Below are 20636 nucleotides of genomic sequence, written 5' to 3' on the forward strand. Positions count from 1 at the left end.
GCTCTCGTCGCCGGACACTTCGTGCGCGCGCTTAAAGGCAGGAATGGTACCCTCAGCAGGTGAGGCGGGCAGCCAGGCCGTCGCGCAACCGGCGGTGATAGGCGACAAGCGGCGCGCGCGACTGGACTGCACGTTTCAGCGGCGTGTCAAGCGGCGGAACCAGCACGTTTTCGAGAAAACCGAACAGGCTGGCATCCACACCCGAGGGCGCTGGGCCAAAGACATGGGGCCCATCGCCAAGCATGGTTACAACCGCCTCCAGCGCCTCTTCGGCAATAGCGAGTATCTCGCCGGGGGTGTGTCGGCCCATTCCCTGACCATTCAGCGCCCGAGCAACCTTGCGGCGCACCATCGCAAAAACGGCCCGGCCCATCGGCTTGGGCAGGCGGCCGAAAAACGCCTCTCGGATCGGTTCCGGGCTTTCTATCCAGCGGGACTGGACCAGTGCCCAGTAAAGATGTTCTTCTAGGGTGACGCGCAGCATCAGCGCCTCGGCGCGCTGGCGCGGTGACAGATGCGCATCGGGATCAAAGCCGTGCTGCATGGCCAGGTGATGTTGAATTGCCTGCGAATCGGCGATCGTGCGCCCGCTGTCTACCAGCAGAGGCAGTTTGCCCTTGGGGGCCTTTCGTGGATCGCCCGTTGCGCGCGTGTAGGGCAACCCGCTCATTTCCATCAGCAGCAGCGCCTTGACCGAGAAAGGGCTGGGACTGATCGTGCCCAGAGCGGGGGCAAAGACGTGAAGGGTCAGCATGGATGGCCTTCGGGATGTGATCGGCACGGTGTGCAGACGGGCAAGTTGCCTGAAATTCCGGCGCTCGACCAGTGCGGGCGCGGCTGGTTTCAAGTTTTTTCTTGGAATCTTTCTATTAATGCCTACCTAATGGAAGCAAGCGAAGGAGATATTCATGCCTCGACTCGTGCGCCTGTACATTCACCATTCCCTTATCGGATTTGCGCTGTCGGGCGTGTTCGTTGGGATGCTGCTTTACTTCAACGTTGTCAATCTGTGGCATCTGGTATCCCATTCCTCCTCGGGCTGGCTTGCGGTGGCAATGCTCTTTCTCTTCAACGGGATCGTTTTCTCGGGGGTTCAGTTCGGGATCGCGGTGATGTCGATGGGTGTGGCCGACGATGACGACAGGGGCCGTCGCAACAGCGGCCCGTCACGCGGCATGGCCGAGGCCATGGTGCCGATCCCGGTGCCGGTGCGCGATGGGCGGCGTCGGCTGCGCTAATACTTTACCTTCAGACGTGATGCACCAACTGGCGGTTCCTTGGGCCGCCTTTTTCCTTGCGACTTCGTTTGGGTCCAGGTCCGTTGGCGGTCATGGCGACGATAAGCTGATGGCGCGGGCGGGGGATGGGGCGGGACCACCACGACCGTTGAGGCAACGAATTCCCGAGGACCTGTATACACAGGTGGGCGCCAGGTAACCGGGCCAGGACCCGGACAGAGCCAGCTCCCTCGGATTTGCTTAAGGCCACCGGAATTTGACCTCTTCACGAGATGGGCAGTACCCGCCTGCCAGACACATAGGGCGCGGGGTGCAGGGCTGCAAGGCTTGTCATGTGTTCACATAATGTTCATCATGTGCCCATGACCGAGTCCCCCCTTTCCCTTGCCCCCGGACAGCTTCTGGCGCGGGGTGTCTGCCGACATCTGCGCGCCCTGGGTTTTGCCTGCATCGAGGAACTCGTGCCCTCGCGGGGGCTGCGGGTGGACGTGATGGCGCTGGGGCCCAAGGGTGAAATCTGGGTCGTTGAATGCAAATCGAGCCGCGCCGATTTCACAGCGGACCGGAAATGGCGCGGCTATCTTGATTGGTGCGACCGGTTCTTCTGGGCGGTTGGGGCCGATTTTCCGCTTGACCTGTTGCCGGACGAGGGCGGGGTGATCCTGGCCGATGGTTATGGCGCTGAACTGGTACGCGATGCCCCCGAAATCAGGCTGGCCTCTGCGCGGCGGCGCGTTGTGACGCGGACCTTTGCCCGCCACGCGGCATTGCGTTTGCAAAGCCTGCGCGATCCCAGGCTCAGCCCTTTGACCTAGCCGGGCGCCCGTCCTTGCCGCTCTCGCCCATGCCGCGGGCGCGCACCGCGGCAGCGCGGATTTCCTCGGCGATTTCCTCGGCCTCTTCGGGGGTGAAATCCATCGGCAATTCCAGCCCCTCACCCTCGATATAGAGGCGCACCATCCCCAGGCTCGTCGGCCCGATCTGAAGGTTTGCGGCAAACTCGCTTTGCTTGTCGATGCCCATCGCGCGGCCCTTTCGCGGAACTCAGGTCGTCGGGGTAGCGCGTCGCGCGCCCAGTGGCAAGGGCGGGCGGGATAGGTGGCGTATCGGGGCTTGCATTGCCTGGTTAGGGGCGCTAAACGGCGCAAACCGGGCCGCCTTAGCTCAGTTGGTTAGAGCGCTGGATTGTGGATCCAGAGGTCCCCCGTTCAAGCCGGGGAGGCGGTACCACCTCTTTTTCTCGCACCGATACGTTACTTGCGCGCGGGTACGATTCGCCCCCAGAGCGGTGCAAACCGCCGAGCAGGGAGGGCCCGATGCTGGATCGAGGGATGCGCCGATTGATCGACCCGCCGCTGGACCGGCTGGGCCGGTTGCTCGCCAGCCGAGGTGTGGGCGCGGATGCGGTGACGTTGATCGGGACGGTGCTGGGTTTGATGGCCGCTGCGCTGATCGCGTTGGGCCACAGTGGCATTGCCTTGCTTCCGCTCTTGGCCAGTCGACTGGCCGATGGGCTGGACGGGGCCGTGGCGCGGGCCACGGCAAAGACCGATTTCGGCGGCTTTCTGGATATAACCTGTGACTTCCTGTTCTACGGTGCGATCCCACTGGGATTCGTCGTGATGGACCCTGCGGCGAATGGCGCGGCGGGGGCGTTTCTTTTGACCAGCTTTTATTTCAACGGGGCAACGTTCCTAGGCTTTGCCATTCTCGCAGAGCGACGCGGGATGGAAACTCGGGCGCGTGGGATGAAATCGCTTTATTTCACCGGCGGGCTGCTGGAAGGGACCGAGACCATCGCCTTTTTCGTGGTGCTCTGCCTTTGGCCGGACTGGTTCGTTCCGCTTGCCTGGGGGTTCGGCGCGCTTTGTTTCATCACGGCGCTGTCGCGCGTGGTTCTGGCGAAAAAGGTATTTCCGCCGGGATAGATCTGATTTTCCTGCGAAAATCGAGATATTTTACCGCGCGATCACGATGGTCTGGCGCAGATCGCCGGTGGTGGCGTCGTAGATCAGGATGCGATCATCCCCTGTGACCACCGCGACCCAATCGCGTCCGCGTGTAAAGGCCATGGGCTGGGCGCCCTCGGGCAATACCAGGCTGTCAGGCAGCGGCAGCGCGTCATCGCCGCCCGGCATACGGATGACAAACAGCGCCACGATCACTAGAAACCCGCCAATCATCGTCACCATCAAGAGCGTGACGAGCGTTCGCAGCAGTTTCAGGTTCGGGGGCAGGTCCTCCGTTTCGGGGGTTTCGTTCATGTCCGTGCCTCGCCGCCTTGCCGTTACCATCGGGCCGAACCCGCCCGACCGCCTTGATAAGGCGCTTGCCCGAGATGTGCCAGAGGCTGCGGGGCTGACTCGTTCTCGCCTGGCAAAGCTGATCGCGCAGGGTGGTGTCAGCCGGGATTCGACACCGCTCACCGAGCCGCGCACCAGGGTAAGCGAAGGGGACATCATCCAGATCGTCATTGCCGAGCCTGCCGAGGTCTCTGCGCGGCCAGAGGATATCCCGTTGAGCATCGTCTACGAGGACATGGCCCTGATCGTCGTGAACAAACCTGTGGGAATGGTCGTGCATCCCGCGCCGGGCAACTCCTCTGGTACGCTGGTCAACGCGCTTCTGGCCCATTGCGGCGACAGCCTGTCGGGGATCGGCGGCGAGCGCCGCCCGGGTATCGTTCACCGAATCGACAAGGATACTAGTGGCCTTCTGGTCGTGGCCAAGACCGACAAGGCCCATGCGGGGCTTGCCGCGCAATTCGCCTCCCATAGCGTCGAGCGCCGCTATCGGGCGGTGGTCTTCGGCCTGCCCGATCCCGCGCAGCCGCGCCTGCGCGGCCTTGCCGGGGTCAGCGCCGAGCCGGGCGGAACTCTGCGCATCGCCACCCAGATCGGGCGCCATCGCACCGACCGCCAGCGCCAGGCGGTGCTGGCCACGGGCGGGCGCCATGCGGTGACGCGGATGCGCGTGGTCGAGGCGTTTGGCACGCCCCCCGCCGCGGCGCTGGTCGAGTGCTGGCTGGAAACCGGGCGCACCCACCAGATCCGCGTACACATGGCCCATATCGGCCACGGTCTGATCGGCGATACGGTCTATGGCGGGCGGCGCAGATTGTCGGCGCACGCGGTCGGCGTGATGGCCGCCGCCGCAGCGGCCGCCTTTCCGCGCCAGGCGCTGCACGCCGCCACGCTGGGGTTCATTCATCCCGAAACCGGCGAAAGCCTGCATTTCGTGGCGTCCCTGCCACCCGACATGACGGGGCTGATCAACGCGCTGCGTGGCTGAAACACTCCCGCAATCCTGCGTGAGTGGCTGACATATTCCCCGGTTTGTACCGGAATTACGTCCTTGCTTGATGTAAGGATAAAAGAACCAAAACTTGAACCGTCCGGTTCAGTTGTTAGATTGATCCGCAAGGCCAAGGGAATTTACCCGCAAGATCGAGGGAGTGACAGGAACCCCATGAGCACATATGCCAATCTTCCTGCCCCGTCGCCAGAGCAGGGGCTCAACCGCTATCTTCAGGAAATCCGGAAGTTTCCGCTTCTGGAACCCGAAGAGGAATACATGCTGGCCAAGCGTTGGGTCGATCACCACGACACCGAGGCCGCGCATCGCATGGTTACCTCGCACCTGCGCCTGGCGGCCAAGATCGCCATGGGCTATCGCGGCTATGGCCTGCCCCAGGCCGAGGTGATTTCCGAGGCCAATGTCGGCCTGATGCAGGCGGTCAAGCGCTTCGATCCCGAAAAGGGCTTTCGCCTGGCCACCTACGCGATGTGGTGGATCCGCGCCGCGATCCAGGAATACATCCTGCGGTCGTGGAGCCTGGTCAAGCTTGGCACGACCAGCGCCCAGAAAAAGCTGTTCTTCAACCTGCGCAAGGCCAAGGCTCGTATCGGCGCGTTGGAAGAGGGCGACCTGCGCCCCGAGAACGTGGCGCGGATCGCCAACGATCTTAACGTCACCGAGGAAGAGGTCATCTCGATGAATCGCCGCCTGTCGGGGGGCGATGCGTCGCTGAACGCCATGGTGGGCGGCGGAGACGCCGACACAACGACCGAATGGCAGGACTGGTTGGAAGACGAGGATGCCAACCAGGCCGAGGCCTATGCCGAGCGCGACGAACTGGAAAGTCGCCGCGCCCTTCTGGCAGAGGCGATGGGCGTGCTCAACGACCGAGAAAAGGACATCCTGGTACAGCGGCGCCTGCAGGATCAGCCCGTAACGCTGGAAGAGCTTTCAGGCCTCTACAATGTCAGCCGTGAGCGGATCCGCCAGATCGAGGTGCGCGCCTTCGAAAAGCTGCAAAAACGCATGCAGGAGCTGGCGCGCGAAAAGGGCATGGCGCCTGTCTGACCCCACCGCAAGGTTGCGGCAGGTCAAGGCGCGCGCCGCGTATTTTTCCTAGGCTGTCAGTCGGCAAACAGAAGGAGTGACAGGATGAAACCCGTGCGAACCCTTATACTGATCGCCAGCGAGCACCAGGCGCGGCTATTGTCCAATGACGGGCCCGGTCTCGGGGTGAACGAGGTGGCCGCGTTCGACAAGCCTGGACAGGCGCGCTATGCCGATACGCCCGGCCGCGGGCAGGCCGCGCCGGGCACTGCGCGTCACGGGTTCGACCGCTCGTCGTCCGAGCGGGAGCAGAACCGTGAAGCCTTTGCCACCGATGTCTTGGACATCGCCGGTCGTGAATGGGGCCGCGGCGGCTATGATCGCTTCGTGCTCAGCGCGCCGCCGGAGATGCTGGGGGCTTTGCGCGCGCGCCTCGATGGGCCGTTGCGCGATGCGCTTGCCGGCGATCTGAACAAGGATCTCCTGGGGGTTGAGATCGCCGACCTGCCTCGCCATTTCGAGGATGTGATCGTTTTTTGAACCGGGGCCGCGCTGGACCGGTCCTTGGTCCTAGCCATGGAGGCACGCATGACCGATGCACCTGATCCGACCTCGAACCCTTCGCCTTCGCTCAAACCTGTCGACAAATCCGCAGCCTGGCGCCGTGGTGCCTGGATGCTGGTCTTGTTGATCCTGTTCTCGATCGCCCATTCCGTTCTCGCGGCGACGGCGGTCCTGCAATTTGGCTGGCTGTTGTTCACGGGCAAGGCAAATCCGAACATTTCCGATTTCGGTGAAAAACTTGGAAACTGGCTTGCAATGAACGCGCGCTTTCAGGCGGTGGCAAGCGAGGACAAGCCTTTCCCGTGGAACGAATGGAAATGACCGGACGGATGGGGGCTCTGCCCCCGTCGCCCGTATCCGGGCGACTCCCCCGGGATATTTGACCCAAAGCATTTGACGCAGGAATGCCTCGAGGCCCTGCTTTGGTCGAAATATCCCCGCCGGAGGCTTCCACGCGGCGCCCTCGATGGGCGGTCGCGTGGAAGTTCGTCTCAGGCCTCCATCGCCTCAAGCTCGTCGATCATGCCTTCGATCATCGACAGCCCCTTGCCCCAGAAGGCCGGGTCACTGGCATCCAGCCCGAAAGGCGCCAGAAGATCCTTGTGGTGCTTGGAGCCGCCGGCCTTGAGCATGTCGAAATACTTGTCCTGGAAATCCGCGCCGCTTTCCTCGTAGACGGCGTAAAGCGCGTTCACGAGGCCATCGCCGAAAGCATAGGCATAGACGTAGAAGGGCGAGTGGACGAAATGCGGGATGTAGGCCCAGAAGGTTTCATAGCCCTCCATGAACTCGAAGACCGGGCCGAGGCTTTCGCCCTGCACGCTCATCCAGATGTCGTTGATGTCCTCGGGGGTCAGTTCGCCGCCGCGCCGCGCCTCGTGCAGCTTGCACTCGAAGTCGTAGAAAGCGATCTGTCGGACGACCGTGTTGATCATGTCCTCGACCTTGCCTGCCAGCAGGGTCTTTTTCTGCGCCGATGTTTCGGCGCCCGCCAAAAGCTTGCGGAAGGTCAGCATCTCGCCGAAGACGGAGGCTGTCTCGGCCAGGGTCAGCGGGGTTGAGGACAGGAGTTCGCCCTGGCCGGCGGCCAGTACCTGGTGAACGCCATGGCCCAACTCATGGGCCAGCGTCATCACGTCCCGCGGTTTGCCCAGGTAGTTCAGCATCACGTAGGGGTGTACGTCCGTCACCGTGGGGTGGGCGAAGGCGCCGGGCGCCTTGCCGGGCTTCACGCCCGCGTCGATCCAGCCCTTGCCGAAGAACGGTTCGGCGATCTCGGCCATTTTCGGCGAGAAATCGGCATATGCGTCCAGAACCGTCGTCTTCGCCGCCTCCCAGTCCACGGTTTTCGGCTCTTCGATGGGCAGGGGGGCGTTTCGGTCCCAGACCTGAAGTTTCTCCAGCCCCATCCATTTGGCCTTGAGCGCGTAATAGCGATGCGAGAGGCGCGGATAGGCGGTGACGACCGCGTTGCGCAAGGCCTCGACCACCTCGGGTTCGACATGGTTGGCCAGGTGCCGCCCGGTCTGCGGGGTGGGCATTTTGCGCCAGCGGTCCTCGATTTCCTTTTCCTTGGCCAGCGTGTTGTGGACGCGGGCGAAGGTCTTGATGTTGGCGCCGAAGACGCTGGCCAGTTCGCGGGCGGCGGCCTCGCGCTTCGCACGGTCGGTGTCGGTCAGGAAGTTCAGCGTGCCCTCGATGTTGTAGGCCTCGCCCTCCACCTCGAATTCCAGCCCGGCAATGGTTTCGTCGAAGAGCTTGTTCCAGGCGGATGCCCCCACGACGGACTGGTCGTGCAGGAACTTTTCCAATTCGTCCGACAACTGGTAGGGGCGCATCGCGCGCAGCCGGTCGAATACGGGTTTATAGCGAGCCAAATCGGTATTCGCGGCAAAGAGCGAATCCAGCCGTGCATCTTCGATCCGGTTGATTTCAAGCGTGAAAAAGACCAGCGGTGTGGTAAAGGCAGTGATCTTGTCCTGGCAGTCGGACAGGAACTTTGCGCGCTCTGCATCCATCGTGTTCTGGTAATAGCGCAACCCGGCAAAGGACATGATCCGTCCCGAGATCCGGTCGATCGCCTCGTAACGGTCGATGCAGGTCAGCCAGGCGTCGGCGTCCAGGTCGGCCAGCTTGCCCTCGTAATCGGTGGCGAAGGCGGCGCATTCGGTTTCCAGCCAGCCCATGTCGCGGGCGATTTCGGGCGCGTCGGGGGCTGCGTAAAGATCGCCGAGATCCCATTCGGGCAGCCTGCCCAGATCGGCGCCTCCGCTGGCATTTGCGTCGTGGACGGGGGCGGGCGGGGTGATGCGCATGGGAAACCTCTTTGTTGTGTTTGCACTAGAGATAGAGTGCCGGGGTAGGGACCTTCAAGGGACATGGGGCCGGTCGTGCCGCATGGACAGCGGGCCCGGCTGTCTCTAGGACGGCCACTGACATTCCAAGCCGTCCGAGGATTTCCGATGACAACCTGTTCGCTGTGCGGCGCCGAGGGCGCGTCCGATTACACCGTGGCCCCGCGCGAGGACGTGATCGCGCTTTGCGACATCTGCCGTACCGCTGCGCAGGCGGGGCCGCAGGATGGCCCGCATTGGCAATGCCTGCACGAAGCGGTCTGGAGCGAAATTCCCGCCGTGCAGGTCGTGGCCTATCGTCTGCTCAAGGCGCTGGATACTGCGCCCTGGGCGCATGAGCTTCTGGATATCGCCTATCTCGACCCTGAACTGCTGGCCTGGGCCGAGGCCGGCCTGTCGGGCCAGCCCGAGATCATCCATCGTGACAGCAACGGGGCGGTTCTTGCATCGGGTGACACGGTGACGCTGATCAAGGATTTGCCGGTCAAGGGAGCGGGCTTTACCGCCAAGCGTGGCACGGCGGTGCGCAACATCTCGTTGGTGCAAGACAATCCCGGCCAGATCGAGGGCCGCGTCGAAGGCCAGCGTATCGTCATCCTGACCGAATTCGTTAAGAGGTCGTGAACGCCGCGCGGGCGGACTCGTCGAGGCCTTCGCCCATGTGCGGGATGCCATGGCGCGCGGGGGCTCAGGCCGGGGCGGGCTGGCTGGAATGGGTGCGGAAATGCGCAGCGGTCATGTCGAAGACGCGGCTGCGGATTGCCGGCCGTTCCATCATCACCTCGTGACGCGCGCCCTCGATGAGTTCCAGCCGGCCGCCTGGCCATCCGGCCATCCGGTCGCGAATCGCCTCGGGGCAGACGATCCTCTCGTCGGTGCCGAGCCATGTCAGCGCAGGGCAGGCGGGGGCGGGCAGGCGTGCCAGGTCGCGCAATTCGCGAAGCGCCTCGTGCAGCCAGGTCAGGCTGGGGCCGTTCAGCACCAGTTCGGGATGTTCGATCAACTGGTGGCGCATGTAGGCGAACATCTCGGGGTCGCTGGTCAGGTCGTTATCCTCGAACGCGTTTTGCAACACGAAGCCATCGCCGGCCTTGCCCGGGGTGAAACAACCGCCCAGCCCCAGCGGGCGGCTTGCGGCGCTGACCAGCCAGGCCGCTGGGCGAAGCAGTGGCGGCATCAGGATGCCCCACATCGGCGCGGTAAAGACGGCGGCGGCGACATCCAGCCCGCGCATTAATGCGCGCAGCCCGATCGCCCCGCCCATCGAATGCCCTAACAGGAAAAACGGTCTGGGCAGATCCAACGCCAGCGCGGCGGTGTAAACGGCGTCAAGGTCGCGCTGATAGGCGTCAAAGCGTTCGACATGTCCTACCCGCGGATGGTCGTGCAGTCGGTCGGCCAGACCCTGACCGCGCCAGTCCACCGCCAATGTCGCCAAACCGCGCGCCCGAAAATCGACCGCGGCTCGGCCGTATTTCTCGGCATATTCGGTGCGTCCGCAGGCGAGCAGGACCGTACCACCGGGCGCATCCCGACCCCAGGCGGCGATCCGCAATCGCACGCCGTCCGAGGCCCTCAGCCAACGTGCAAACCCGTCCGACGGGCCGCAGGCGACATCCGAGAACAGCGGCGCAGGGCCCACCGTTTGGACGCTCAGGTAAAGATCTGGGCCAGCTTCATCGCCATGCCCATATCGCCATCGATCCTGAGCTTGCCGGTCATGAAGGCCGCGGTGGGGTTCATGTCGCCCTCAAGCATGGCACGAAAGGTGTCAAGCGTGGCGCTGAGGGTTACGTCGGCATCCGCCTCGCCAAGCCGTGCGCCTTGCGAATCGATAACGATGGCGCCCTCGTCCTCGATGTCGAACTTTGCCACCCCCTCGATGCCGCCGTCGATTTTCTCGCGCAGCACCTCAAGCGCCTTTTCCAGGGTCTCGCTCATTACTATTCCTCCGAAATGTGATCGCGGGGCTGTCGCCGGCCCCGCGAAACGCGCTAATGTCCCACTTGTTATGGCTATGACGTCGTCACTTCTCAATGCTTTCGTTGCGGCATGTTTCGCGGCGGCCTGCCATGGCGCGCCTGTTCATGCCGACGTGTCCCGGACGGACGCCTTGCTGGAAGAGTTGCGCCGGCCCGATCTTCCGAATTGGAAAAATGTCGAAGAGGCGCTTTGGTCGGAGTGGTCGAAATCGGGGTCGGCGGCGATGGATCTTCTGCTGGAGCGTGGCCGCGCCGCCATAGAGGCCGAGGATTGGGGCATGGCGATCGCGCACCTGACCGCGCTCACCGATCATGCGCCCGGCTTTGCCGAGGGGTTCAATGCCCGCGCCCTGGCCTATTTCAAGTCGGGTCTGTTTGGCCCGGCACTGGACGACCTGGCCCGTGCGCTGACGCTCAACCCTGATCATTTCGCCGCGCTGATGGGCCTTGGGACCATCCTCGAAGACACCGGGCGCGATGCTGCCGCGCTTGCCGCCTACAGGGCGGCGCGCGCTATACATCCCCACGATCCTGACCTAGAAGAAGCCGTGAACCGGCTGGAGCCCAAGGTATCTGGTCAGGCGCTCTGAGGCGTGGGCGAAAGGGCAGCGAATGGCGACGGAAGCGAGGGTCACCGCGGTCCTCGGGCCGACGAATACCGGCAAGACGCATTACGCGATCGAACGGATGCTGGCGCATCGGACCGGCGTGATCGGCCTGCCGCTGCGGCTGCTTGCGCGCGAGGTCTATGACCGGATCGTGGCCCTGCGTGGGCCATCCGTGGTGGCACTGGTCACCGGCGAGGAACGGATCTTGCCCGAACGCACCCAGTACTGGGTCTGCACGGTCGAGGCGATGCCCGTCGGAATTGGGGCCGATTTCCTGGCAGTGGACGAGATCCAGCTTTGTGCCGATCCCGAGAGGGGACATGTCTTTACCGACAGGCTGTTGAATGCGCGCGGTTTGCACGAGACCTTGTTTCTCGGTGCCGAAACGATGCGCGGGGCGATCGCGGGGCTGGTGCCCGGGGCGCAATTCATGCGCCGCGAGCGGTTTTCCGAACTGACTTATACCGGATCGAAAAAAATCAGCCGGATGCCGCCGCGCGCGGCGATCGTGGGGTTCTCGGTCGATACGGTCTATGCCAATGCTGAACTGATTCGCCGCCAAAAAGGCGGCTGCGCGGTGGTGATGGGCGCGCTGTCGCCGCGCACCCGCAACGCCCAGGTCGAACTCTACCAGAACGGTGATGTCGATTACCTGGTGGCGACAGATGCCATTGGCATGGGGCTGAATCTGGATGTCAGGCATGTCGCCTTCTCCAGCCTGACGAAATTCGACGGCCGCCGGATGCGTCCCTTGGCCCCCAATGAACTGGCCCAGATCGCGGGCCGGGCAGGGCGCCATACCCAAAGTGGCACCTTCGGCGTCACGGGCGAGGCGCCAGCGCTGGACCCCGAAGTGGCAGAGGCGATCACCGAGAACCGCTTTGCCCCCATCCGCAAGCTGCAATGGCGCAATGCGCGGCTGGACTTTGGCACGCCCGAGCGGCTGATCGCCGCGCTTGAGACCCCGGCCAGTAACGATTGGTTGGCCCGCGCGCGCGAGGCGGACGACCTGCATGCGCTCAAGGTGCTGAGTGCCGATCCCGAATTGCGTGCCCGGCTGCGCGCGCCTGCCGATGTGCGGCTCTTGTGGGATGTGTGCCGTATTCCCGATTTTCGCGGGATTTCTGCTGCCGAACATACCGGCATGCTGGAACGCATCTTCGGGTTCATCCAGGATCAAGGCCGGGTGCCCGACGATTGGCTGGCCGGGCAGGTGCGTCGGATCGACCGGACCGAAGGCGACATTGACACGCTTTCGAAACGGCTGGCCTATATCCGCACCTGGACATATGTCGCACAGCGCACGGGCTGGGTCGCGGACGAAGCCCATTGGCGCGGCGTCACCCGCGCGGTAGAAGACCGCCTGTCGGATGCGCTGCACGGCGCACTGACGCAAAGATTTGTTGACCGGCGGACATCTGTCCTGCTCCGCCGGTTGAAGCAGAAGGAGAGCCTTGTGGCCGAGGTCAACGACAAGGGTGAGGTAACGGTCGAGGGGGAATTCATCGGCCGGCTTGAGGGGTTTCGCTTTCGCCAGGACGCGTCCAGCAGCCCCGATGAGGCCAAGATGCTGCGCCAGACCGCGCTTGCAGCCCTTGGGCCAGAATTCAGCCTGCGGGCCGACCGCCTGTACAACGCCCCGGATACGGAACTGGATTTCACCGAACAGGGTGGGCTGATGTGGGGGGAGCTTGCCGTCGGCAAGCTGGTGGCCGGTGCCGATCCTCTGAAGCCGACGGTGGCCGCCTTTGTCGACGACGAGGCCGGGTCGGATGTCGCAGAAAAGGTCCGCCGGCGCCTTCAACATTTCATCGACCGCAAGATCGCCACTCTGTTCGAGCCGCTTTTGACCCTTCAGCGCGATGAGGCGCTGTCGGGCCTTGCGCGTGGTTTCGGGTTCCGCATGGTCGAGGCTATGGGCATCCTGCCGCGTGATCGCGTCGCCCAAGAGGTCAAGGACCTGGATCAGGATGCGCGAAGCGCGCTGCGAAAGCATGGGTTGCGGTTCGGACAATATACGATCTTCATGCCGCTTTTGCTGAAGCCTGCACCGACGCGTCTGCGGCTGGTGCTGTTTTCGCTGTTCAAGGGGCTGGACGAGTTTCCCGAAAGCCCGCCGCCCGGCCTGGTGACGATCCCGGTCGTGGATGGTCTGCCCGAGGATTATCATGCCTTGTCGGGCTACCGTACCGCGGGGGCCCGTGCGATCCGCATCGACATGCTGGAACGGCTGGCCGACATGCTGCGCGCTGAGGATTCGCGCGGCGGGTTCGAGGCAAAGGCCGACATGCTGTCGATCACGGGCATGACGCTGGAACAGTTCGCCGACCTGATGCAGGGACTTGGCTATCAGGCCGAACGGGGCGAGCGGCCCAAGGTCAAACCGGCCCCCGAGGCGCTGGCGGAAACGCCCCCGGCCGAGGGCGCGGTGACCGAGCCAGAGTTGGAGGGCGGCACGCAGGACCCCGCGCCCCAACAGAGCGAACAGGCAAAGCCCGCCGGGCCAGATGTCGATGAGGACGGCGCGGCACAACAGGCCGCGCCCGCAGGGGAGGTGAGCGAGGCGCCGCCCGAGATCGAGGTTTACTACACTTTCGCATGGGCCCCTCGGCGCAAGCCAGGCCAGCGTCCGCGCGGCGACCGGCCCCAGGGCAAGGGCAAACCGCGTGGCAAGCCGGGGCCCAAGGGCAAGGGGGGCGCGCGTCCCGACAAGACGCAATCTTTCGAATCTCGCCCGCCCCGCAAGGAAAAACCGATCGACCCCGACAACCCCTTCGCCGCCGCGTTGATGGGCTTGAAGGACAAGAAATAGCGCGTGCCCGCCGATCCGTCGACAGCGGGTGCGCCGCGCATCCGCCTGGACAAATGGCTGTGGCAGGCGCGTTTCTTCAAGACGCGGACGCTGGCGGCCAGGGTCGTCGCGGGTGGCCATGTTCGGGTCAACAGTGTCAAGATCGACAAACCCGGCGCCCGCGTCGGTCCGGGCGACACCCTGACCTTTGCCCAGGGGCGCGATATCCGGGTGGTGCGTATCCTGGCACCGGGTACTCGCCGCGGACCCGCGACCGAGGCATGCACCCTCTACGAGGACTTGACCCCGATCAAGGACACGACACCCCCCGCCCCGCGATACGAGGGCGGCGGGCGCCCCACCAAGAAGGCGCGACGCGAGATCGAGCGCGGAACCTGTCCGCCGTTTGAATGAGCATCCCGCCGCTTGAATGATCGAACGCCCTGTTTTAGCTAGGGGCCCACACGAAAGAACGAGAGTCCGCACATGACCTATGTCGTTACAGACAATTGCATCGCCTGCAAATATACCGACTGTGTCGAAGTCTGCCCCGTGGACTGTTTCTACGAGGGTGAGAACATGCTGGTGATCCATCCCGATGAGTGCATTGATTGCGGCGTGTGCGAACCCGAATGCCCGGCCGACGCCATCCGTCCCGACACCGAGCCGGACATGGACGAATGGGTGGAATTCAATCGCAAATATGCCGAGATCTGGCCCTGCCTGATCACCCGCAAGGACCCGTTGCCCGAGGCGACAGAGCGGGACGGCGAAACCGGCAAGCGTGAAAAGTATTTCTCCGAACAGCCGGGCGAGGGCGGCTGAGGGCGATTCGCCCTTCTCGCCCCCCGTTTGCCCCTGTTGGTGCGGGAAATAGGTTTTACCTTCAGGGGGTTGCCCCTGCCTAAGCGGTGCGGTGCTTTCCTTTGGTGGGCATTTCTGTTATCAATCCGTCAGATATGGCCGACCGAAACCTGACCGCATCGCGGGGCTGCTCGCTTGTGGTGCGAAATTTCAGTGCCCGAGACACCACATGACCGGAAAGCCCGTTTCCGGCAGGTGCCTCTCGCTCTGCCAGGGGTCCCTGCGAGGAAGAACTGAATGACCAAGACCAAGAAATCCGAGTTTCGCCCCAATGACTTTGTCGTCTACCCGGCGCACGGGGTGGGCAAGATCGTTTCGATCGAAGAACAGGAAATCGCCGGCATCCCGCTGGAGCTGTTCGTGATTTCTTTCGAGAAGGACAAGATGACCCTGCGCGTGCCGACCAACAAGGCGACCGAGGTAGGGATGCGGTCGCTATCCACGCCCGACGTGGTCTCGAAGGCGATGGACGTCCTCAAGGGCAAGGCCAAGGTGAAACGTGCGATGTGGTCGCGCCGCGCCCAGGAATACGAGCAGAAGATCAACTCGGGCGACCTGATCTCGATCGCCGAGGTGGTGCGCGACCTGCACCGCACCGACGACCAGCGCGAACAGAGCTATTCCGAGCGCCAGCTCTACGAGGCCGCGCTTGAACGTCTGACCCGCGAGGTCGCCGCCGTTTCCGGGGCCGACGAGATGTCTGCGCAAAAGCAGGTGGACGAGGTTCTGGTCTCGCGCGCGGCCTGATCGACACCCGCTTGCGCCGGCCTTGTGCCGGGATCACCATTGAAACCGCGGCCTGTCGGGCCGCGGTTTTTTGTTGTGTCGTTTCTAGGTGGCCTCGATGTCGATCGATTGAAGCACCTCTGGCTCGATTACCTCGACGCCGGCAAGCGCATCCTTGAGTTCCTGCGCCGATTGTTCGAGAAGCGGGAAGGTCCGGTAATGGCAGGGGATCACCGTCTTGAAATCGAAGAAGGTCCGTGCCGCATAGGCCGCCCGCCTCATGTCCATGGTGAAATGCCCGCCCGCGCACAGGATGCCGATATCGGGGGCGTGCAGGTCGTTGAAGATTTCCATGTCCGCCATCACGTCGGTATCGCCCGTCACATAGATCGTGTGCCCCTCGCCCGAGATCATGAATCCGGCCTCGCCACCGGTATAGACCGGCCCGTCCGGCCCCGGCACCGATGAAGAATGGACCGCGTTCACCAGCGTGACCGCGACATCGCCCAGATGCACCGTGCCGCCCTTGTTGAAACCGATTACATCGATCGCCTCTTTTTGCTGCCACCAGGTCATCAGATCGTAGATTCCGACCGCGGGGATCGCCAGCTCGCGCGCGATCGCCACCGCATCGGCGACGTGATCACCATGCCCGTGACTCACAAGCACATGGGTCGCGCCGCTGATCGCCTCGGCGCGGCGGGCTTCGGGGAAGATCGGGTTGCCGCTGAGCCAGGGATCGACCAGCAGCACCTGACCGCCGATCTCTATACGAAAGCCGGAATGGCCGAGCCAGGTGATTTTCATGGACATCTCCCTATCTGAACCTCTGTCGGAGCATAGCAAGGAGCAGCGCGATTGCCATGGACTGGATGCGCCCGATCGATGCCTATTGCGAACGCAGCGACCCATCTTTCTGGGCCGAGCCGGTCAATGCCTTGACAAATGCCGCGTTCCTGGTGGCAGCCGCGGTGATGTGGCCGCGCGTGGCCGGGATGCCTATGGCGCGCGCGCTTTGCGTGGTGCTGGGGCTGATCGGTATCGGCAGCTTCCTGTTTCACAGCCTGGCCAACGCTGTGGCGGGGTTGGCCGATGTGCTGCCGATTCTGGGTTTCATCCTGCTTTACCTGTACGTGGCGCATCGGCGCTTCTGGGGGTTGGGGCGCTGGTCCGCGCTGACCTTGAGCGCGGCCTTTCTGCCCTATGCGGCGGTGCTTGCGCCGCTCTTCGGGATGTTGCCCGGCTTGGGCAGCTCGGCCGGATATGCGCCGGTTGCCCTGTTGATCGGGATCCATGCCCTCTTGCTGCGCGGTCGGGCGCCTGCCACCGCCGCGGGGCTGGGCCTGGGGGCGGGCGTGCTGAGTGTCTCGATTGTCTTTCGCAGCCTGGACGAGCCGCTTTGCGCCGCGATCCCGTTGGGCACACATTTCCTGTGGCATGTCCTGAATGCGATCATGCTTGCCTGGGTGATCGAGGTTTACCGCCGACACGAAACCGCGTGCGCCCAATCCTGAGGGCGCACGTGACGGCAGGGGAAGGGCCATGGGTATTTTTCCCAAGAAGAAGAAGCTGCCGGTTTGCCATGAAAGCATGCGCAAGACAGGGGCGGCGCGTGACGCGCGACGATCAGCCCGGCATGAACACCACGGTCTTGTGTCCGTTCGGCAGAACCCGGCGTTGCAGGTGGAGCCGCACGGCACGGGCCAGAACGCGGCTTTCGATGTCGCGGCCGACCGCAACGTAGTCATCGGCGGATAGCGCGTGGTTCACGCGTTCGGTTTCCTGTTCGATGATCGGGCCTTCGTCGAGATCGGCGGTCACGTAATGCGCAGTGGCGCCGATCAGCTTTACCCCCCGTTCATAAGCCTGGTGATAAGGCTTGGCCCCCTTGAAGGAGGGCAGGAACGAATGGTGGATGTTGATCACCCGGCCCGCGAGCGCGCGGCTGAGGTCATCGGAAAGCACCTGCATGTAGCGCGCCAGAACCACCAGTTCGGCGCCCGTTTCTTCGACCAGCGCCTTGAGCCTGGCCTCTTGCTCGGGCTTGTTCTGTGTTGTCACGGGCCAATGGTGATAGGGGATGGCGTTGGCCTCGGCGGTGGGGCGGCTATCATCGTGGTTGGAAACGATCGCCACGACCTCGGCCTGCATCCAGCCCACGCGGATCTGGTAGAGAAGGTGCAGCAGGGCATGGTCGAACTTTGAAACCATCAGGATGATCCGGGGCCGCCGGTCGGCACTGACGACTTCGGCGGTCATGTCATAGCCGTTGATCACCGGGGCAAGGCGGGTGCGCAGTTCTTCGGCCTCCGCCGGGGTTTCGGTATCGAAAGCCACGCGCATGAAGAACCGCCCGGTTTCGGTGTCGCGGAACTGAGAGCTTTCGCGGATGTTGCCACCCAGCGCGGTGATCGCGTTCGAGACGGTGGCCACGATTCCGCGCTGGTCTGCGCAGGTCAGCGTCAGGATGAAATCTGTCGAGGTCATCGGAAAAATTGCCTTTCTGGGATCGGGGCACGGCCCGTCTTGGGATAGCCCGGCCCGGATTTCAAGCGCCTTTCCGGTTGCGGCATTCCGCGGTCCGGCCGCGACGGGTGCGGGTGCTCTTGCAGCGCGGCCGGTGCGGGGCTAAACGCTGGGGCGAGATTTCAGGCACAAGAAAAGGCGGCCCCATGTCCATCGACATCGACACCGCGCGGCGGGTGGCGCACCTGGCCCGTATCGCCGTGCAAGAGGACGACCTGCCCGAACTGGCGCGCGAGCTGTCGGGTATCCTGACCTTCATGGAGCAGTTGAACGAGGTCGATGTCGAGGGCGTCGAACCGATGACCTCGGTCACGCCGATGCGTCTGAAACGGCGCGAGGACATCGTCACCGATGGCGGCATGCAAGGCAAGATCCTGTCGAACGCGCCCGATGCCCGCGAAGGATTTTTCGCCGTGCCCAAGGTGGTGGAGTAAGACCGATGAGCGATCTGACCAAGCTGACCCTGGCCGGTGCGCGCGATGCGCTGCGCAAGGCCGAGACCACTTCGGTTGCCCTGACCGAGGCGTGTCTGGCGGAAATCGAGGACGCTGGCGCCCTGAACGCCTTTGTTCACATGACACCCGAGATCGCGATTGATCAGGCGCGTGCGGCGGATGCCCGGATCGCGGCGGGTGAGGCGCCGGCGATGTGCGGTATGCCCTTGGGGATCAAGGACCTCTTCTGCACGCGCGAGGTCCCGTCCCAGGCCGCGTCGCATATCCTGAACGGGTTCCGGCCCGAGTATGAATCCACCGTCACCCAGAAGCTTTGGGATGCCGGGGCAGTGATGCTGGGCAAGCTGAACATGGACGAGTTCGCGATGGGCAGCAGCAACGAGAGCAGCGTTTACGGCAATGCGGTCAATCCCTGGCGGCGCGACGATGATGACGCGCCGCTTACGCCCGGCGGCAGTTCGGGCGGCTCGGCTGCGGCCGTGGCCGCGGATATGTGCCTGGCCGCTACCGGGACCGACACGGGTGGGTCCATCCGGCAACCGGCGGCGTTCACCGGCATCGTGGGGCTGAAGCCCACATATGGGCGTTGCTCGCGCTGGGGGGTCGTGGCCTTTGCCTCGTCGCTGGACCAGGCCGGACCGATGACCAAGACGGTACGCGATGCCGCGATCATGCTGGGCGCGATGGCCGGGCATGACCCCAAGGATTCCACCAGTGCCGATCTGGTCGTTCCCGATTTCGAGGCCGCGATTACCGGCGACATTCGCGGCAAGAAGATCGGCATCCCGCGGGAATACCGGATGGACGGCATGCCTGCCGAGATAGAGAAGCTGTGGGCCGATGGCGCCGCGATGCTGCGTGATGCGGGGGCCGAGATCGTCGACATCTCGCTGCCCCATACCAAATACGCGCTGCCCGCCTATTACGTGATTGCCCCGGCCGAGGCGTCCAGCAACCTGGCGCGCTATGACGGGGTGCGCTATGGTCACCGCGCCAAGCTCGCCCAGGGCGACGGCATCGTGCAGATGTACGAAAAGACCCGCGCCGAGGGGTTCGGCCCGGAGGTGCAACGTCGGGTCATGATCGGCACCTACGTTCTGTCGGCGGGCTTCTACGACGCCTATTACAACCGCGCCCGCAAGGTCCGCACGCTGATCAAGCGCGACTTCGAGACCGTCTTTGCCGAGGGGATCGACGCGATCCTGACGCCGGCCACGCCGTCCGCCGCCTTCGGCCTGGGCGAGATGGCAGAGGCCGACCCGGTGCAGATGTATCTCAACGACGTGTTCACGGTGACGGTGAACCTGGCCGGCCTGCCGGGCATCGCGGTGCCCGCAGGGCTGGACGCGAAGGGGCTGCCGCTTGGGCTGCAACTGATCGGGCGGCCTTGGGAAGAGGGCGATCTGCTGAATACCGCCGAGGTGTTGGAACGCGCGGCCGGGTTTGTTTCCAAGCCGTCGAAATGGTGGTAAAAGGCGCGTCGAAATCGTTGCAGAACGACAAGAGCAGGATCGATCCGATGCGCAAGGCTTACCCGGTGCTGGCCATGCTGGCGCTGGTCGCATGTTCGCCCGAGGTGCCCGATTCCGCCGCAGGCGTCGGGTTTGGCAGTTATGACAACTACGCCGCACAGCGCGAGCGCGCGCTTGCCAGCGAGATGACCGTGCGCGCGCCGCAACAAGCAGGCGTGCCATCCGCCGATGCACTATCCGAGGCGTTTCCCTTGCCGGCCAGCGGCGAGACCCGGGGGGCTGAGGCAGACCCTTTGACCGCCGTCATTGATGTCAATAACCCCGGCATTTCCGACGAACAGAGTTTTGACGCCGTGGCCTCGCGCGAGACGATCCAGAGCGATCGCGAGCGGCTCGAGGCGCAGCGCCAGCAATATACGTTTATAGAACCTGAACCGCTGCCGCCGCGACAGGGTGGGGTGGGGCCGAATATCGTGCAATACGCGCTATCGACCACCAACGCACCGGGTGAGGCGCGGTATCGCCGCGGGGGGCTGACCGGCATGTCGCGGTTCCAGAAGGCTTGTGCGAAATACCCCTCGTCCGATCTTGCGCAACAGGCCTTCCTGTCCGCGGGCGGACCCGAGCGCGACAAGCTGGGGCTCGACCCCGATGGCGATGGATTCGCGTGCTATTGGGATCCCACGCCCTTCAGGGCAGCGGTGAACTAGGC

Annotated in this window: 25 protein-coding genes, 1 tRNA gene and 1 other RNA gene; 18 read left to right on the plus strand and 9 right to left on the minus strand. The window is 64.0% G+C overall.

What is annotated here, in order from left to right:
* Positions 1 to 52: 52 nt before the first annotated feature.
* Positions 53 to 754 carry a glutathione S-transferase family protein gene (locus EV663_RS00930; RefSeq protein ID WP_132949888.1) on the minus strand — a complete coding sequence of 234 codons (702 nt, stop codon included), beginning with the start codon at positions 752 to 754 and terminating at the stop codon, positions 53 to 55.
* Between the two features lie 154 nt (positions 755 to 908).
* Between EV663_RS00930 and EV663_RS00935 the strand changes: the two genes are divergently transcribed.
* A complete protein-coding gene (locus EV663_RS00935; RefSeq protein ID WP_132949889.1) occupies positions 909 to 1238 on the plus strand; it encodes a hypothetical protein in 330 nt (109 codons plus the stop codon).
* Between the two features lie 129 nt (positions 1239 to 1367).
* Here EV663_RS00935 and ssrS read toward each other — a convergent pair.
* A non-coding RNA gene (gene ssrS, locus EV663_RS00940) (6S RNA) lies at positions 1368 to 1524 on the minus strand.
* Between the two features lie 76 nt (positions 1525 to 1600).
* Here ssrS and EV663_RS00945 point away from each other — a divergent pair.
* On the plus strand, positions 1601 to 2053 hold the full coding sequence (locus EV663_RS00945; RefSeq protein WP_132949890.1) for an MmcB family DNA repair protein: 453 nt from the start codon (positions 1601 to 1603) through the stop codon (positions 2051 to 2053).
* Here EV663_RS00945 and EV663_RS00950 read toward each other — a convergent pair.
* Positions 2037 to 2261 carry a DUF6324 family protein gene (locus tag EV663_RS00950; protein ID WP_132949891.1) on the minus strand — a complete coding sequence of 75 codons (225 nt, stop codon included), beginning with the start codon at positions 2259 to 2261 and terminating at the stop codon, positions 2037 to 2039. The genes EV663_RS00945 and EV663_RS00950 overlap by 17 nt on opposite strands.
* A gap of 130 nt (positions 2262 to 2391) precedes the next feature.
* Here EV663_RS00950 and EV663_RS00955 point away from each other — a divergent pair.
* Positions 2392 to 2468, plus strand: a tRNA-His gene (locus tag EV663_RS00955).
* An 86-nt stretch (positions 2469 to 2554) separates the two neighbouring features.
* Positions 2555 to 3166: a CDP-alcohol phosphatidyltransferase family protein gene (locus tag EV663_RS00960; protein ID WP_132949892.1), complete on the plus strand. Its 612-nt coding sequence runs from the start codon at positions 2555 to 2557 to the stop codon at positions 3164 to 3166.
* Between the two features lie 30 nt (positions 3167 to 3196).
* Here EV663_RS00960 and EV663_RS00965 read toward each other — a convergent pair whose 3' ends face one another.
* Complete coding sequence (locus tag EV663_RS00965) at positions 3197 to 3502, minus strand: DUF6476 family protein (protein WP_132949893.1); 306 nt, start codon at positions 3500 to 3502, stop codon at positions 3197 to 3199.
* On the opposite strand from EV663_RS00965, the gene EV663_RS00970 reads away from it, so the two are divergent.
* From EV663_RS00970 to EV663_RS00985, 4 genes are all read left to right on the plus strand, one after another.
* Positions 3501 to 4529 (plus strand): RluA family pseudouridine synthase, encoded by a 1029-nt coding sequence (locus EV663_RS00970; protein ID WP_132949894.1) that lies wholly within the window; start codon positions 3501 to 3503, stop codon positions 4527 to 4529. The two genes, EV663_RS00965 and EV663_RS00970, sit on opposite strands and share 2 nt — an antisense overlap.
* 177 nt (positions 4530 to 4706) lie before the next feature.
* Positions 4707 to 5603, plus strand: coding sequence for an RNA polymerase sigma factor RpoH (gene rpoH, locus EV663_RS00975; RefSeq protein ID WP_132949895.1), 897 nt, complete (start codon positions 4707 to 4709; stop codon positions 5601 to 5603).
* An 84-nt stretch (positions 5604 to 5687) separates the two neighbouring features.
* Entirely contained in the window at positions 5688 to 6122 is a 435-nt protein-coding gene (locus EV663_RS00980; protein ID WP_132949896.1) for a baeRF12 domain-containing protein, read from the plus strand.
* A 48-nt stretch (positions 6123 to 6170) separates the two neighbouring features.
* Positions 6171 to 6467, plus strand: a complete 297-nt coding sequence (locus EV663_RS00985; RefSeq protein ID WP_165910103.1) for a DUF4389 domain-containing protein — start codon at positions 6171 to 6173, stop codon at positions 6465 to 6467.
* Between the two features lie 170 nt (positions 6468 to 6637).
* Here the strand turns inward: EV663_RS00985 and EV663_RS00990 are convergent, their stop codons facing one another.
* Positions 6638 to 8461 carry a M3 family oligoendopeptidase gene (locus EV663_RS00990; RefSeq protein WP_132949898.1) on the minus strand — a complete coding sequence of 608 codons (1824 nt, stop codon included), beginning with the start codon at positions 8459 to 8461 and terminating at the stop codon, positions 6638 to 6640.
* 147 nt (positions 8462 to 8608) lie between these two features.
* Between EV663_RS00990 and EV663_RS00995 the strand changes: the two genes are divergently transcribed.
* Entirely contained in the window at positions 8609 to 9124 is a 516-nt protein-coding gene (locus EV663_RS00995; protein ID WP_132949899.1) for an alkylphosphonate utilization protein, read from the plus strand.
* Positions 9125 to 9188: 64 nt separating this feature from the next.
* Here the strand turns inward: EV663_RS00995 and EV663_RS01000 are convergent, their stop codons facing one another.
* Both EV663_RS01000 and EV663_RS01005 read right to left on the minus strand, forming a co-directional pair.
* Positions 9189 to 10142, minus strand: a complete 954-nt coding sequence (locus EV663_RS01000) for an alpha/beta fold hydrolase (RefSeq protein WP_132949900.1) — start codon at positions 10140 to 10142, stop codon at positions 9189 to 9191.
* 11 nt (positions 10143 to 10153) lie between these two features.
* A complete protein-coding gene (locus EV663_RS01005) occupies positions 10154 to 10441 on the minus strand; it encodes an SCP2 sterol-binding domain-containing protein (RefSeq protein ID WP_132949901.1) in 288 nt (95 codons plus the stop codon).
* A gap of 76 nt (positions 10442 to 10517) precedes the next feature.
* Between EV663_RS01005 and EV663_RS01010 the strand changes: the two genes are divergently transcribed.
* The 5 genes from EV663_RS01010 (at position 10518) to EV663_RS01030 (ending at position 15492) form a co-directional block, all read left to right on the plus strand.
* Positions 10518 to 11072, plus strand: coding sequence for a tetratricopeptide repeat protein (locus EV663_RS01010; RefSeq protein ID WP_243697842.1), 555 nt, complete (start codon positions 10518 to 10520; stop codon positions 11070 to 11072).
* Between the two features lie 22 nt (positions 11073 to 11094).
* Entirely contained in the window at positions 11095 to 13902 is a 2808-nt protein-coding gene (locus EV663_RS01015; RefSeq protein ID WP_132949903.1) for a helicase-related protein, read from the plus strand.
* Between the two features lie 3 nt (positions 13903 to 13905).
* Entirely contained in the window at positions 13906 to 14295 is a 390-nt protein-coding gene (locus EV663_RS01020) for an RNA-binding S4 domain-containing protein (protein WP_132949904.1), read from the plus strand.
* A gap of 72 nt (positions 14296 to 14367) precedes the next feature.
* The gene (fdxA, locus tag EV663_RS01025; RefSeq protein ID WP_132949905.1) at positions 14368 to 14706 is read left to right on the plus strand and encodes a ferredoxin FdxA; all 339 of its coding nucleotides are present in this window, start codon (positions 14368 to 14370) and stop codon (positions 14704 to 14706) included.
* A gap of 276 nt (positions 14707 to 14982) precedes the next feature.
* The gene (locus EV663_RS01030; RefSeq protein WP_132949906.1) at positions 14983 to 15492 is read left to right on the plus strand and encodes a CarD family transcriptional regulator; all 510 of its coding nucleotides are present in this window, start codon (positions 14983 to 14985) and stop codon (positions 15490 to 15492) included.
* An 84-nt stretch (positions 15493 to 15576) separates the two neighbouring features.
* On the opposite strand, the gene EV663_RS01035 is transcribed toward EV663_RS01030, so the two are convergent.
* Entirely contained in the window at positions 15577 to 16278 is a 702-nt protein-coding gene (locus EV663_RS01035; protein ID WP_132949907.1) for a metal-dependent hydrolase, read from the minus strand.
* 56 nt (positions 16279 to 16334) lie between these two features.
* On the opposite strand from EV663_RS01035, the gene EV663_RS01040 reads away from it, so the two are divergent.
* A complete protein-coding gene (locus EV663_RS01040; RefSeq protein ID WP_132949908.1) occupies positions 16335 to 16985 on the plus strand; it encodes a ceramidase domain-containing protein in 651 nt (216 codons plus the stop codon).
* 112 nt (positions 16986 to 17097) lie between these two features.
* Here EV663_RS01040 and purU read toward each other — a convergent pair whose 3' ends face one another.
* Complete coding sequence (purU, locus tag EV663_RS01045; protein WP_132949909.1) at positions 17098 to 17958, minus strand: formyltetrahydrofolate deformylase; 861 nt, start codon at positions 17956 to 17958, stop codon at positions 17098 to 17100.
* A 185-nt stretch (positions 17959 to 18143) separates the two neighbouring features.
* Between purU and gatC the strand changes: the two genes are divergently transcribed.
* The 3 genes from gatC to EV663_RS01060 are packed head-to-tail and all read left to right on the plus strand — an operon-like array spanning position 18144 to position 20634.
* Entirely contained in the window at positions 18144 to 18431 is a 288-nt protein-coding gene (gene gatC, locus EV663_RS01050; RefSeq protein WP_132949910.1) for an Asp-tRNA(Asn)/Glu-tRNA(Gln) amidotransferase subunit GatC, read from the plus strand.
* Positions 18432 to 18436: 5 nt separating this feature from the next.
* Positions 18437 to 19924 (plus strand): Asp-tRNA(Asn)/Glu-tRNA(Gln) amidotransferase subunit GatA, encoded by a 1488-nt coding sequence (gene gatA, locus EV663_RS01055; protein WP_132949911.1) that lies wholly within the window; start codon positions 18437 to 18439, stop codon positions 19922 to 19924.
* Between the two features lie 47 nt (positions 19925 to 19971).
* Positions 19972 to 20634, plus strand: a complete 663-nt coding sequence (locus EV663_RS01060; protein WP_132949912.1) for a hypothetical protein — start codon at positions 19972 to 19974, stop codon at positions 20632 to 20634.
* The last annotated feature ends 2 nt before the right edge of the window (positions 20635 to 20636 follow it).

Source organism: Rhodovulum bhavnagarense, from assembly GCF_004343505.1.
Classification (GTDB): domain Bacteria; phylum Pseudomonadota; class Alphaproteobacteria; order Rhodobacterales; family Rhodobacteraceae; genus Rhodovulum; species Rhodovulum bhavnagarense.

Coding starts and splice junctions, on each gene's coding strand:
- EV663_RS00930 (WP_132949888.1), bottom strand. CDS start 754: ATGCTGACCCTTCACGTCTTTGCCCCCGCTCTGGGCACGATCAGTCCC.
- EV663_RS00935 (WP_132949889.1), top strand. CDS start 909: ATGCCTCGACTCGTGCGCCTGTACATTCACCATTCCCTTATCGGATTT.
- EV663_RS00945 (WP_132949890.1), top strand. CDS start 1,601: ATGACCGAGTCCCCCCTTTCCCTTGCCCCCGGACAGCTTCTGGCGCGG.
- EV663_RS00950 (WP_132949891.1), bottom strand. CDS start 2,261: ATGGGCATCGACAAGCAAAGCGAGTTTGCCGCAAACCTTCAGATCGGG.
- EV663_RS00960 (WP_132949892.1), top strand. CDS start 2,555: ATGCTGGATCGAGGGATGCGCCGATTGATCGACCCGCCGCTGGACCGG.
- EV663_RS00970 (WP_132949894.1), top strand. CDS start 3,501: ATGTCCGTGCCTCGCCGCCTTGCCGTTACCATCGGGCCGAACCCGCCC.
- EV663_RS00965 (WP_132949893.1), bottom strand. CDS start 3,502: ATGAACGAAACCCCCGAAACGGAGGACCTGCCCCCGAACCTGAAACTG.
- rpoH (WP_132949895.1), top strand. CDS start 4,707: ATGAGCACATATGCCAATCTTCCTGCCCCGTCGCCAGAGCAGGGGCTC.
- EV663_RS00980 (WP_132949896.1), top strand. CDS start 5,688: ATGAAACCCGTGCGAACCCTTATACTGATCGCCAGCGAGCACCAGGCG.
- EV663_RS00985 (WP_165910103.1), top strand. CDS start 6,171: ATGACCGATGCACCTGATCCGACCTCGAACCCTTCGCCTTCGCTCAAA.
- EV663_RS00990 (WP_132949898.1), bottom strand. CDS start 8,461: ATGCGCATCACCCCGCCCGCCCCCGTCCACGACGCAAATGCCAGCGGA.
- EV663_RS00995 (WP_132949899.1), top strand. CDS start 8,609: ATGACAACCTGTTCGCTGTGCGGCGCCGAGGGCGCGTCCGATTACACC.
- EV663_RS01005 (WP_132949901.1), bottom strand. CDS start 10,441: ATGAGCGAGACCCTGGAAAAGGCGCTTGAGGTGCTGCGCGAGAAAATC.
- EV663_RS01010 (WP_243697842.1), top strand. CDS start 10,518: ATGACGTCGTCACTTCTCAATGCTTTCGTTGCGGCATGTTTCGCGGCG.
- EV663_RS01015 (WP_132949903.1), top strand. CDS start 11,095: ATGGCGACGGAAGCGAGGGTCACCGCGGTCCTCGGGCCGACGAATACC.
- fdxA (WP_132949905.1), top strand. CDS start 14,368: ATGACCTATGTCGTTACAGACAATTGCATCGCCTGCAAATATACCGAC.
- EV663_RS01030 (WP_132949906.1), top strand. CDS start 14,983: ATGACCAAGACCAAGAAATCCGAGTTTCGCCCCAATGACTTTGTCGTC.
- EV663_RS01035 (WP_132949907.1), bottom strand. CDS start 16,278: ATGAAAATCACCTGGCTCGGCCATTCCGGCTTTCGTATAGAGATCGGC.
- EV663_RS01040 (WP_132949908.1), top strand. CDS start 16,335: ATGGACTGGATGCGCCCGATCGATGCCTATTGCGAACGCAGCGACCCA.
- purU (WP_132949909.1), bottom strand. CDS start 17,958: ATGACCTCGACAGATTTCATCCTGACGCTGACCTGCGCAGACCAGCGC.
- gatC (WP_132949910.1), top strand. CDS start 18,144: ATGTCCATCGACATCGACACCGCGCGGCGGGTGGCGCACCTGGCCCGT.
- gatA (WP_132949911.1), top strand. CDS start 18,437: ATGAGCGATCTGACCAAGCTGACCCTGGCCGGTGCGCGCGATGCGCTG.
- EV663_RS01060 (WP_132949912.1), top strand. CDS start 19,972: ATGCGCAAGGCTTACCCGGTGCTGGCCATGCTGGCGCTGGTCGCATGT.